The organism is Arthrobacter sp. OAP107 (assembly GCF_040546765.1).
Classification (GTDB): Bacteria; Actinomycetota; Actinomycetes; order Actinomycetales; family Micrococcaceae; genus Arthrobacter.
In genome coordinates, this window is the sequence record NZ_JBEPOK010000001.1 from 3,392,895 (window position 1) to 3,404,974 (window position 12,080).

Annotated in this window: 11 protein-coding genes; 3 read left to right on the top strand and 8 right to left on the bottom strand. The window is 65.4% G+C overall.

Translation table 11 applies throughout. The features are described from left to right. Positions 1–3 precede the first annotated feature (3 nt). The 7 genes from ABIE00_RS15625 to dinB all read right to left on the bottom strand — a co-directional run bounded on the left by ABIE00_RS15625 (position 4) and on the right by dinB (position 8,188). On the bottom strand, positions 4–1,665 hold the full coding sequence (locus ABIE00_RS15625; RefSeq protein WP_354261692.1) for a UDP-N-acetylmuramoyl-L-alanyl-D-glutamate--2,6-diaminopimelate ligase: 1,662 nt from the start codon (positions 1,663–1,665) through the stop codon (positions 4–6). A gap of 149 nt (positions 1,666–1,814) precedes the next feature. After that, on the bottom strand, positions 1,815–3,623 hold the full coding sequence (locus ABIE00_RS15630) for a peptidoglycan D,D-transpeptidase FtsI family protein (RefSeq protein WP_354261693.1): 1,809 nt from the start codon (positions 3,621–3,623) through the stop codon (positions 1,815–1,817). Between the two features lie 43 nt (positions 3,624–3,666). Next, the gene (gene ftsL / locus ABIE00_RS15635; RefSeq protein ID WP_354261694.1) at positions 3,667–4,347 is read right to left on the bottom strand and encodes a cell division protein FtsL; all 681 of its coding nucleotides are present in this window, start codon (positions 4,345–4,347) and stop codon (positions 3,667–3,669) included. Then, entirely contained in the window at positions 4,344–5,342 is a 999-nt protein-coding gene (gene rsmH, locus ABIE00_RS15640) for a 16S rRNA (cytosine(1402)-N(4))-methyltransferase RsmH (protein WP_354261695.1), read from the bottom strand. Before rsmH ends, ftsL begins: the two co-directional genes overlap by 4 nt. Before the next feature lie 174 nt (positions 5,343–5,516). Next, entirely contained in the window at positions 5,517–5,945 is a 429-nt protein-coding gene (gene mraZ / locus ABIE00_RS15645) for a division/cell wall cluster transcriptional repressor MraZ (protein ID WP_354261696.1), read from the bottom strand. Positions 5,946–6,323: 378 nt separating this feature from the next. After that, positions 6,324–6,695: an SCO2097 family morphological protein gene (locus ABIE00_RS15650; protein ID WP_102973963.1), complete on the bottom strand. Its 372-nt coding sequence runs from the start codon at positions 6,693–6,695 to the stop codon at positions 6,324–6,326. A gap of 332 nt (positions 6,696–7,027) precedes the next feature. Next, the gene (gene dinB, locus ABIE00_RS15655; RefSeq protein WP_502914287.1) at positions 7,028–8,188 is read right to left on the bottom strand and encodes a DNA polymerase IV; all 1,161 of its coding nucleotides are present in this window, start codon (positions 8,186–8,188) and stop codon (positions 7,028–7,030) included. A 141-nt stretch (positions 8,189–8,329) separates the two neighbouring features. Here dinB and ABIE00_RS15660 point away from each other — a divergent pair, with 141 nt between their 5' ends. Together ABIE00_RS15660 and ABIE00_RS15665 are read left to right on the top strand one after the other, a co-directional pair. Next, positions 8,330–8,884, top strand: coding sequence for a hypothetical protein (locus ABIE00_RS15660; RefSeq protein ID WP_354261698.1), 555 nt, complete (start codon positions 8,330–8,332; stop codon positions 8,882–8,884). Continuing rightward, entirely contained in the window at positions 8,881–9,975 is a 1,095-nt protein-coding gene (locus ABIE00_RS15665) for a polyprenyl synthetase family protein (RefSeq protein ID WP_414640538.1), read from the top strand. Before ABIE00_RS15660 ends, ABIE00_RS15665 begins: the two co-directional genes overlap by 4 nt. A gap of 71 nt (positions 9,976–10,046) precedes the next feature. On the opposite strand, the gene ABIE00_RS15670 is transcribed toward ABIE00_RS15665, so the two are convergent. Further along, positions 10,047–10,400, bottom strand: coding sequence for an Rv2175c family DNA-binding protein (locus ABIE00_RS15670; RefSeq protein ID WP_331573537.1), 354 nt, complete (start codon positions 10,398–10,400; stop codon positions 10,047–10,049). A gap of 250 nt (positions 10,401–10,650) precedes the next feature. On the opposite strand from ABIE00_RS15670, the gene ABIE00_RS15675 reads away from it, so the two are divergent. Beyond that, the gene (locus ABIE00_RS15675) at positions 10,651–11,970 is read left to right on the top strand and encodes a LysM peptidoglycan-binding domain-containing protein (RefSeq protein ID WP_354261699.1); all 1,320 of its coding nucleotides are present in this window, start codon (positions 10,651–10,653) and stop codon (positions 11,968–11,970) included. Positions 11,971–12,080 lie beyond the last annotated feature (110 nt).

Here is a 12,080-nt window from a genome sequence, read left to right on the forward strand (position 1 = left end):
GGTCTAGGACTCTATCCCGTCGTCTTGGAGAACGGTGAATCCTCGTGCCGTCAAGGCGTTCCGTAGTTCCACCCTGTCGTCGAGGGCAAGGTTCACTCCCTTGACCTCCTGCCACACTTCGTGTCCGCGTCCCGCAACGAGGATGGTGTCCTCCGGAGCCGCCAGGTTGACGGCCTCACGGATGGCAGCATCGCGCGGGAAAACCTCCATGATCCTGCAGTCCAGCTGCTCGGCTTCCTTGGCGTCCGTGGCACCTACGAGCACCTCGGCGCGGATCGCCGCGGCGTCCTCGTCGTGGGGGTCGTCATCGCTGACGATCACCACGTCGGCAAGCCGCGCGGCGGTGGCGCCCATGGCGGGACGCTTGCCCTGGTCGCGCTGGCCTGTGGCACCAAAAACGACGATGACCCTGGACGCGGGCTCCGGGGACCGGACGGCTTCCAGGGCGCGTGCCAGCGCATCGGTGTTGTGCGCGAAGTCGACGACGGCGGCCGGCCGGGTGGAGACCAGCTGCATGCGGCCGGGGACTGCCACGGTGAAGGGATCGCTGGCATCGAGCGCCGCCTGCACACCGGCGGGGTCTGCGCCCCCGGCGAGCACCATGGTCAGGGCCAGCGCCGCGTTGGAGACATTGAATGCCCCGGGCAGCCCGGTGTGTACGCGGAGTTCCGTGCCGTTCCGGCCGCGGAGGGTGAATTCCGTGCCGAGACCGCGGGGCTTGGGGTCGGTAACCGTCCAGTCAGGCACCGCCCGGTCCGTGTCCGGCCCGCTGGCGGGCTGGAGGGTTGCGAGGGTGGTGACCGGAAGCTCCGTCCGGGCGGCAAGCTGCCGTCCCCATTCGTCGTCGACCGTCACGACGGCGGCACGGGCGCGTTCGGCGGTGAACAGCTCCGCTTTGGTCCGGAAATACTCGTCCATGGTGCCGTGCAGGTCCAGGTGGTCCTGGGTGAGGTTGGTGAACCCGACGACGTCGAACACCACGCCGTCCACCCGGCGAAAGGACACCGCGTGCGAGGAGACTTCCATGGATGCGGCGTCGAGCCCGCGCTCCCGCATGAGTGCCAGCAGGGCGTGGACATCGGTGGATTCCGGCGTGGTCAGGAGGCTGGGGATAGGGTCCCCGCCGGCCAGGATCTCGATGGTGCCGATGAGTCCGGTCTTCTTACCCATTGCCTGGAGCAGGGCGTTGATGAAGTACGTGGTGGTGGTTTTTCCGTTGGTGCCCGTGACGCCGAACATCGAGGGGCCCGGAAGGTCGGCGTCCTGGCTTCGGTAGATCAGCCTGGCCAGGCGGCCCACCACGCTGCGGGGCTCCGCGACCACCAGCACCGGCACGGCAATGTCGGACCCGAGGGCCAGGAGTTTCGCGCCGGCGTCGTCCGTCAGCACTGCCACTGCGCCGGAACCGATCGCCGTCGTGGCGAAGTCGGCGCCGTGGCGTGCCGCGCCCGGCAGTGCAACGTACAGGTCCCCGCGCTCCACGGACCGGGAGTCGAGCGAGATACCGGTGACCTGGACGGACTCGGAAGCCCCGGGCACCGCAACACCCACTGACTGCCCGATGACACCCAGTTCGACGGCGGCAACGGCGGTGGGCCGGAAGCCGCTTTTGGATGCCTGCCCCTCCGGGGCTTCGGCAGTGCCGGGCTCATGGTGCTGTGACAACTGAATCTCCGTTGGTGCTAGTTGACCAACGGACACGACCGAACCGTTTGTTCAGGTGTACCGCGGTCTTTCTCGGCGGGCGTTACTTTGCGTACTGCGTCACGTGGCGGCGCCCATTACGTGGCGTTCCCCATCACTTGGCGTACCCCTCACTTGGCGTACTGCGGCAGCCTGACGGGCGTGCCCTTGGACGGCGGAACGTTGTACGTCCGCAGTACCTGGCTCATGACCGAGCGGAACACGGGCCCGTTGGTAATGCCGTAGATGGACCCCTTGGGACGCTGCAGGACCACCTCCACAATAAACCGCGGATCGTCCATCGGCGCCATCCCCAGGATCGAGGCCGTGTAGCCGCAGAAGCCGGCCGTGCCGTCATCGCACGGGGATTCGGACGTTCCGGTCTTCGCTCCCACGCGGTAGCCGTCGATGGCGGCTTCCTTGATTTCACCCTCGGTAACGGCACTTTCGAGCATGTCCCTGACCTGCTTGGCCGTGTCCTTGGAAATGATCTGCCGGGACGGTTTGGCCGGCACCTTCTCTTCGGTGCCGTCGGGGCTGATGTAGCTGTCGATCAGTCGCGGCTGCAGCATGACACCGCCGTTGGCGATCGTTTGATATGCGCGCACGGTCTGCAGGGTCGACTGTGACACCCCCTGGCCGAAGAGGACCGTGTACTGCTGCCGGTCATCCCACTGTGCAGCCGGGGTCAGGATGCCTTTGGCTTCCGCCGGGAGGCCGATGTCCGGAGCCTCGCCGATGCCGAACTTCTGCAGCCAGTCGTGCCTTTGGTCCCGGGTCAGGCGACTGCCCGCCATCACCGTCCCGGTGTTCATGGAGTAGCCGATGATTCCGGCCAGGGTCCGTTCCTCTGTGCCATGCGAAAACGCGTCATCAAATTGCTGGCCGTCAATCACCAGGGACGGCGGAATCGTGAACCTGTCCAGCGGGCTGGACTTGCCTTCCTGGATCAGCGCGGCAGCCGTCAGGGGCTTTTCCACGGACCCGGGCTCATACGCTGCGGTGACGGAGCGGACGCCGCGGTCCTTCGCCGCCACCTTGCCGGGGTCGTTGGGGTCAGGCGTGTTGGTGTCGGCCATGGCGATGATGTTGCCGGTCTTCACGTCCGAGACGATGATCACGCCCCACTCGGCGCTGAGCTTGTCCGCCTGGGTCTGGATGGCCTGCTGGGCGAAATACTGGATGTCGGAGTTCAGCGTGAGTTTGACGTCCTTGCCGTCCTGCGCGGGCGTCAATTCGTCGATACCCACGGGAATTCGGAGGCCGTCGGCGCCGATTTCGAACACGCGCTTGCCAGGGGTCCCGCGCAGTATCTCGTCCTGGGTCTGTTCGAGCCCGGCCTGGCCGGTGGTGCCGTTCTCCAGGAAGCCGACAATGCCGCCGGCCACCGAGCCGTTGGGATAGACGCGCTTGCTGGTGCCCTCGGAGAAGATACCGGGGATCTGCAGGTCCGAAACCCGGTTCTCGACGTCGGGCCGGAGGTCCTTGGCAACAATGTAGTAGGTCCTGGTACCGGTGACGGATTTACGCACGTCCTCGACGTTCATCCCCAGGACGGCGGCCAGTTCGGAGATCCCCTGGTCGCGCGACACGGTGACCAGCTCGTCCTTGCCGTCCACATTTTCAAGCCGTTTGAAGGACTCAGTCTTGGTATTTACAGACTGGTCAACAGTGATGTTGTAGCGGATGACACTGTTGGCCAGCACGGTTCCGTTGGCGTCCAGGATGCTGCCCCGTTCGGCCGGCAGCACGGTGGGACGCAGCCGGTTGTCCAGGGCAGCTTCGGCCATGCCGCCAACGTCCAGTCCCTGCACCAGGAAGAGCTTGCCGCCAACGACCACCAGCAGTGCAAGCATGATGCTGAGTCCCAGACGGAGCCTCTTCGTGGCGTTAGCATCCTTCTTCTTGCTTGCCTTGCTCTTGCCTTGCGCCACGCTCATCCCCTACTGCTTGCCATGTGGGCCAAAGCCGCCTGTTCCTGCCTTACTGCCCCGGCGTCCTTTGCTCCGGCGCCGGAATGGTTCCCCCGTTAAGGGCGGCCGGCTTGGCGGCAGCCGCCGGCTCGGCCGGCTTCGCGGCCGCCGGGGTCTCCGGCTCGGCGGCTGCCTTTTCACCGGAGGCCGTCTCACTGGCGGCGGGCGCCCGGCTTGCCAGCGGTTCTCCCGAGCTGGCGGGCGGGACCACGTTCAGCTGACCAGGCACGGCAGGGGCAGCGATCACCGCTCCGGCCGAGTCGCCCTTGACCGCCGGCTTGGCATCCCCGCTGACGGTCAGCGTGGACAGGTCGATCTGTCCCTTGCCGGTGGAAGCAACCATTCCCAATTCTGCGGCCTTGGCAGCCAGATTCTGGGGAGCCTCAAAGTTTTGCACCTGCTGTGTCAGATCCTGGTTCTGCTTGGTGAGGGCAGTCTGCTCGGCACGCAGCTTGACCAGCTGGTACTGGGCCGTGGATACAGAGATGTTGAGCACCAGCACCGCGATCAGCGCGGCGGCCAGCATGCCGAAGCAGAGAACAACAAAGGGCGCGCGGCGCTTCTTCGGTGCCGACCGGACCAGGGACAGCGGTGTGCGCGCCTTGCGGGCCGAACCCGGAAGCCCGGCCTCTATCTCCTGGACGCTCGGGCCGGACGGAAGGGCGAGGTTCTTGGCAGCTGCTGCGCTCATGTTGCTCTCCTGGCTCTGATGCGTTCCACTGCGCGCAGCCGGGCTGATGCTGCACGCGAATTCTCTGCGATCTCGACGGCGGTAGGCACCTCGGTGCCTTTGGTCAGGGTTTTCAGTTCGGCCTTGTGCTCTTCAAGCTCCACCGGGAATCCGAGCGGGGCTGAGGATTTGGAGCGGGTTTGGAAGACGCCCTTGACGATCTTGTCTTCCAGGGAGTGGTACGACATCACGACGACCCGGCCGCCGAGCGCGATGGCGTCCACCACCGCCGGGACCGCCCGCTCGAGGACTTCGAGTTCCTCGTTCACCTCGATGCGCAGCGCCTGGAACGTGCGCTTGGCCGGGTGTCCGCCGGACTTGGCAGCGGCGGCCGGAACCACCGCCCGGATCTGCTCAACGAGTTCCCCCGTGGTGGTGAAAGGCTTGGTTGCCCGGGCGGAGACGATCCTGTTGGCGATGCGGCCCGCGAACTTTTCCTCACCCCACTTGCGGATGATCCTGACCAGTTCCTCTTCGCTGTAAGTGTTAACGACGTCTGCTGCCGTCTGGCCGCGGCTGGTGTCCATCCGCATATCCAAAGGGGCGTCAAAGGAATAGGCGAAACCGCGTTCGCGTTCGTCGAGCTGCAGGGACGAGACCCCGAGATCCATCAGGATGCCGTGGACCTCGGGAATGCCCAGGTCCTCAAGCACGTCGGCGATTTCATCGTAAACAGCGTGGACGAGGTCGGTGCGGTCCGCGAAGGGCCGGAGCCTTTCACCTGCCAGCGCCAGGGCCTCCTCGTCCCGGTCGATGCCCACGAGGTGCAGGTCCGGAAAGCGCTGGAGCATGGCTTCGGAGTGCCCGCCCATGCCGAGGGTGGCATCGATGGCCACCGGGGTCTCGCCGCGCTGTCGCGCTGCCTCGAATCCGGGCGCCAAAAGATTGATGCACCGGTCCTTCAGGACCGGTACATGGCGTTCGGACGTAGGCTTCGGCTGGTCGGGTTCTGTCACGCCTTCGTCCTTCCTAGAGCGCCTGGAATGGTTCCTTTGGGGGTGGTTTCTTGGACCAGATCCCCATCCGCGCCTATCCTCCGCGCTGCCTGGCTCCGGGGAAGTGAGCCAGGTAGCCGACAAGGATGGGCGGCTGGAGATCTCGACCAAGAAACGAACTGGGTTCGGGCCGGCCTAAAGGATGCCGGCGATGGGGTTGTCGGTTTCGGAGAAGGAGGTTTCCTTCTCCGCCAGGTACGCATTCCAAGCTTGGGCGTCCCAGATCTCAGCCCGGGTGCCGGCCCCAATAACAGCCAACTCCCTGCCGAGCCCTGCGTACTCCCGGAGCGCGGGAGGTATGGTCACGCGCCCCTGCTTGTCAGGTACCTCGTCCGAGGCTCCAGAGAGAAAAATCCGGATGTAGTCACGAGCCTGCTTGTTGGAGATCGGAGCCTCCCGGATCTGCTCGTGTACTCTCGCGAATTCCTGCTCGCTGAAAACGTAGATGCAGCGCTCCTGGCCTCGCGTGAGAACAAGTCCGCCGGCAAGCTCCTCACGGAACTTGGCGGGAAGAATGATTCTGCCCTTTTCGTCAAGACGCGGCGAGTGTGTCCCAAGGAACACGTCCCACCGCCCGTCTGCCGTCAGAAGCCGAACAACCCCCGCGCTGCCACCACCCTCTTACGCGCTCCACTTTACTCCACTTCTCCCCACAGTCAACGCGGCGCGGGCATTTCTCTGCAGCTTGGATAAACATTTATCCGCGGAATGGCGGGGATTTTGGCCGGGGGTGGAAAGTGGAGGGGAATTGCCCCGCCATTCGGTGGCAGCCAGGGCGGGGTTACGGAGGGAAACACGGTTCCGAGCCGAAATCCGCAGCTTAAAGCCGAATGACCCGCCGCAGCGGGTCATTCCTGGACTATTGGTGCCCACCGGGATCTAGCCGGTGGTGCGATGTGGAGGGTGGTACGAAGTGGAGGTGGTGGGAAGTGGAGCGCTGGCTCAGGACTCCCCGCGGCGCCTTTCGTCCCATCGTTCTTCGAGGCTGTTCATAAAGGAGCTCTTGCTCTTCGACTTGCGGCCATGGCCGCCAGCCTTTGCTTTGCCGGCCGCAACGCTGCGCATCGTGGCAAAGTAAACTCCGGCACCCATGACGACGAACCCGAGGACCCCTACGAATATGTTCTGGAGGGAGACCCCCACCAGGAGGAGCAGCACCCCGGCCAGCGTGGCCAGTACGCCAATTACGATGTGCCGGGTGGACCAGCTGCGGCCGGGGTCCGAGCCCATGGAATTGGCAAACTTGGGATCGTCCTCATGCAGTTGCCTCTCGAGTTGCTCGAGCAGCTTCTGTTCGTGCTCCGAGAGCGGCATCACGACCTCCTTAAGTAGGCCAACGTCCAGACAGGTCGGAACCGGTTGTTCCTGCCTCGTCAACGACCGGCATGCCATCCAGGTTCCCGGCCTGCCAACCTCGGCAGATTCAGGAATTCAAGCATACTGACGCGGCGGGTCAGGTGATCCACACATGTCCAGACGTTCGAAATCTTTGTATCTATAAGGATAGTTTGTTGGGCGCTGTTCTGAAAGACGCTGTTCACGGGCGGCAACAGTGTCCTGGGCCTGGAACTGACACGGATCTGCGGCTATGAACACGTTTTCCCGCGGAGGCGAATGGCGCCGGAATCACGTCAGGCCGAAACACGTCAGGAACTGCCGCTCCCCGGCTCGAGCAACCGGGCCGGAAGCACGGACCTGCTGCCGAATTTTTCCGCCACCTTGTCCAGGGCCTGTTCAGCGGCCCGCCAGTTGTCATCACGCCTGTCCAGGCTCAGCTGAAGGGAGGTCTGGGCGGCCGGTTCCAGCTGCTCCGCGCGTACACCCACCAGTCTGACAGTCAGGGGCCGGCTGCCCAGTGACTCCAGCAGCTGGATGACCACGGCATAGATGAGCTGGGCGCTGTCCAGCGGCGTGTGGACCGTACGGCTTCGGGTCACGGTGGAGAAATCGGCGTACCGCAGCTTGAGCGCCACCGTCCGGGCCACCAGCCCGGACGCGCGGAGCCGCTCGGCGGTGCGGTGGGAAAGCCGCAGCAGCTCCCGGTGCAGCAGGGCATCGTCCGCCGTGTCCGCCGCGAACGTTTCCTCCGCTCCGATGCTTTTCTCAACCCGCACCGGGGTGACCGTCCGGCTGTCGAGGCCCCAGGAGAGCCGGTGGACGTGCTCGCCAGTGGCGCCCAGCACCTTCCTGAGCGAGGAGACAGGCGTCGCGGCGACATCCGCCACGGTGCGGATTCCCATGCGGGCCAGCACCTCCGCAGTCTTTCCCCCAACACCCCACAGGGCATTGACCGGCAGGCTGTGAAGGTACGGTACAGTCTGCTCCGGCCGGATGAGCAGCAGGCCGTCCGGCTTGCACCGGGTGGAGGCGATCTTGGCCACGAACTTGCTGGCGGCGATCCCGACGGACGCGGTGATGCCCAGTTCGCTGGCAACCCTCCGCCGGATCAGCTGTCCGATGTCCAGGGGCGCACCGAGTCTGCGGATGGCGCCCCCCACGTCCAGGAATGCCTCGTCAACACTGAGTGGCTCAACGAGCTCCGTGATGGACTCGAATATGGCCATCAGCTGGCCGGACACCTCGTAGTACAGCTTGTGTCTGGGCTCGATGATGTTGGCCTGCGGACACAGCCGCTGGGCAACGGCCATGGGCATCGCGGATTTCACGCCGAACCTGCGCGCCTCATACGAAGCGGACAGCACCACGGAGCGCTCCGCCGGGAAGCCCACGATGACCGGACGGCCGCGCAGGGCAGGGCGGTCACGGAGTTCAACCGAGACAAAAAACGCGTCCATGTCGACGTGCATGATGCTCGCCCGCCGAAGGTCCCGCAACCGCGCTTCCGTCTGCTCTCTGTCTTCGTCCGGCCGCACATCTGCAATCTTATGCCCTGCACCTGACTAAACTGGAGGCTGAATCCGGCATCAACACCCAGGAGGACCGCACCTGTGAAGGTCATTGGAACGCTCATGCCTGCCCGCATCGGGCTGGTCGCCGCTGGAGTGGCCGTAGTGGCGGCGGCGTCAGCGTGCACGGCACAGGCACCCGGTTCCGCAACACCCGCGACGGCACCTGCCTCCGCCCCTGCTGCGGCAACCAACACGGCGACCGCCACGGCGTCCGCGACCGCAACCGCCAGCCCGAGCGCAACGCCGGGCACATCAGCCACAGTGGGGGCGCTCGTCGCCGGCTTCCCGTCAAAGCTTCTTCCCGTGATGCCAGGGTCAAAGGTGGTGGCCAGCAGTTTCGACAAGGCGACAACTCCGGCCACCGCCGCACTGGTGGGTTCAACAGCGGCCAAGCCGGCCGCCGTCGTCGCCTATTACACCAAGGCCCTGGAGGCACAGGGTTTCAAGGCCGTTCCCGGCAACACGGTGGGCAGCGTTGCGTCCAAGGATTTCGTGCGGGCTGGAAGCGAGACAGTTAACATCGCAGTCCCGGCAACCGGCGGGGTTTCCACCTTCACCATCGGGGCCAACGTGACGCCCGAGTCGGTCAAGTGATGGTGGCCGAGCAGCTTCGCGTGGAGCAGGCGGACTTCGTGGCCGCCGTAGCGGGAAAGCTCACAGACTTCCTGACGACCCGGCAGTCAATCATGACGGCAATCTCGCCGGACATCGATCCCATCATGGGATCCATCTCCAACCTGGTCACCGGCGGAAAGCGGCTGCGCGCCCTCATGTGCTACTGGGGATGGCGTGGAGCCGGCGGCCCTGCCTCCGCCGAGGACATCGTCACGGCCGGCGCGGCGCTTGAGCTGTTCCAGGCTGCCGCCCTGATCCACGACGACATCATCGACCGGTCGGACACCCGCAGGGGCGGGCCCAGCGTGCACCGCCGGTTCAGCCAGCTCCATGAGTCCCAGGGCTGGGCCCTGGACAGCGAACGCTTCGGCCACGCGGCTGCCATTCTCGCCGGCGACCTCTGCCTGTCCTTCAGTGAGGAAGCCTTCACCGACATCGGCGAAACGGCGGCCTCAGGAAGCAGGGCACGGCTGATCTTTAACCTGATGCGCTCGGAGGTCATGGCCGGGCAGTACCTGGACATCCTCGAAGAGGTGGCCGGGCCGGTGCGCGACCGCGCCGGGGCCGTCAGCCGCGCCCAGTCGATCATCCGCTTCAAGTCGGCCAAGTACTCGACGGAGCATCCGCTCGCCCTGGGCGGGGCGCTCGGCGGTGCCTCAGACGAACTGCTCAGGGGCTACTCCGCCTTCGCGCTCCCCCTGGGCGAGGCTTTCCAGCTTCGCGACGACGTGCTGGGCGTCTTCGGCGACCCGGTCACCACCGGCAAGCCCGCGGGAGACGATCTCCGGGAGGGCAAGCGGACCGTCCTCGTGGCCTTTGCCCTGGACATGGCCACTCCCAAGGAATCCGCGTTCATCGACTCAAAGCTCGGCAGCCCCGACCTGGGCGAGGACGACGTGGCCGAGATCCGCCGGATCATTGCCGACTGCGGGGCACTGCAGGCCACGGAAGTGCTGATCGGGGAGTTTGGTGATGCGGCGTACGCGGCACTCGAGCTGCTGCCGCTGGAAGACCTCCCCAAAACCGCGCTGCGCCGGCTTGCTGAGGCGACAGTGAGCCGGGCCGCCTAATCGGCTGGCCCGGCCCGTTTTGCCGGGTTGGTTGGTTACCAGGCTGGGTTCGTATTACCAGGCGGGGTGATTTACCAAGCCAGCAACTGCGCCCGACGGCGGATTTCGGTCTTGCGGCCGTCGCGGAGCGCATCAATAGGGCGCCCGCGCAGTGAATCGTCAGGCGTGAAGAGCCAGACGATAAGCTCTTCGTCCGAGAAGCCTGCGTCTGCCAGCACCACAATCGTGCCCTTGAGGCTGTCCACAACGTGGCCGTCCTGGATGAAGGCCGCGGGCACCGAACGGATCCGGCGCTCGCCAATCCGCAGGGCTGCCAGCGCCCGCTCGTCTAGGAGCCCGTGGACTTTGGTAATGGACACATCCAGCAACTGGGCGACGTCGGGCAAGGGCAGCCAGTCGCCTACGAGGGTTTCTACAGTACTCACGGGTCAAGGTTGCCACGGCGGGCGCCTGCGAGCCTAGTCGAAACAGGGCGCGTGCGCTCACGCTCCGTTTTCGGGCGCGACACTCCCAGCCGGACAGATTTTCCGGCTCAAATCCAATTCTTGTGCTAACCGGGAAATCGTGAGAGATTCACATAGATAACATTCGCAACACGATTAACTTCAGTAACATTGGTATCACGAGCAACTGGCATGACCGACAGCATTCGCCGCTGAGAAGAGGATCTTTCCCATGACGACGACCCGCTCCACCAAGCAGCCACCCCGGCCGGGCCTGCCCCTGATCGCGGCCACGACGGCCACGCTCCCTGCCGTCATGCTTTCCTCCCTTGCGGTCGCCCAGCCTGCCGCGGCCGATACCCAGCCCAAAACCGTTCCCGCGACCCTCGCCGCTGCCATCGAGGCCCAGGCAGCAGCAGTCAAGGCGGGCATCATCCCGGCGGCCTCCGTGCCGGCCGCGATCCCGGCGGGGCTTCAGCCCACCCGCGTCACTCCGACGGCCCACACTGTGGTCCGCGGGGACACGGTCAGCGGCATCGCCGGCCGGTACGGGCTGAGCACCACTGCCGTGCTGAAGCTCAACAACCTGAAGTCGAACTCCGTGATCTACCCGGGGCAGCGGATCAAGCTGAAGACCGCCTCGGCTCCGGCCGCCCGGACCACTGCGGCGCCCGCCGCGACCGCTGCACGAACCTACACGGTCAAGTCAGGCGACACGCTGGGCGGCATCGCCGGGCGGCACGGCGTCAGGCTCTCCCAGGTGCTCAGCTGGAACGGGCTGAAGGTCACCAGCATCATCTACCCGGGCCAGAAAATCCGCCTGGGCGCCGGCACCGCTGTTGCAGCGGCTCCAGCCAAGACGGCAGCACCGGCCGCCACCCGCTCAGCCTCCTACGTCATCAAGTCAGGCGACACGTTGTCCGGCATCGCAGCAAGGCACGGCGTCAGGCTCGCGGACATCCTGTCGGCGAACCGGCTGAACGTCACCAGCATCATCTACCCGGGCCAGAACCTCGCCATCCCCGGGAAGGCCAGCGCCGTCCAGCCGGCATCCAGCGTCACGCCGCTCGTGCCCAGCTCCTTCCTCGGCTACACCTACCCGGCAGCCGTGGTCAGCTCGGCCAACAAGAACAAGGCCCTGCTCAACGCCTCGCCGGTTCCCTCGCTCGCCCAGATGCAGTCCATCGTGGCCGACACGGCACGGCGGATGGGCGTCGATCCGGCACTGGCGCAGGCCTTCGCGTACCAGGAATCCGGGTTCAACCAGCGTGCGGTGTCACCGGCCAACGCCATCGGCACCATGCAGGTCATCCCTTCCTCCGGCGAATGGGCATCCGACCTCGTGGGCCGGAAGCTGAACCTGCTTGACCCGTACGACAACGCCACCGCAGGAATCGCGATCATCCGCCAGCTGATCCGGACCAGCAAGAACCTGGACTACGCCATCGCCGGCTACTACCAGGGCCAGTACTCGGTCAACAAGCACGGCATGTACACAGACACCAAGCACTACGTCGCAGCCATCAAGGCACACCGCAAGGCCTTCAGCTGAGCTCCTCAACTGCAGCCGGCGCCGGGAGACCCTGGCCCCTGGGAGCATAACGATACGGGTCCGGATCGCATGTTGATTCGGACCCGTTTCCGTGCAGCACTTAGTATCGA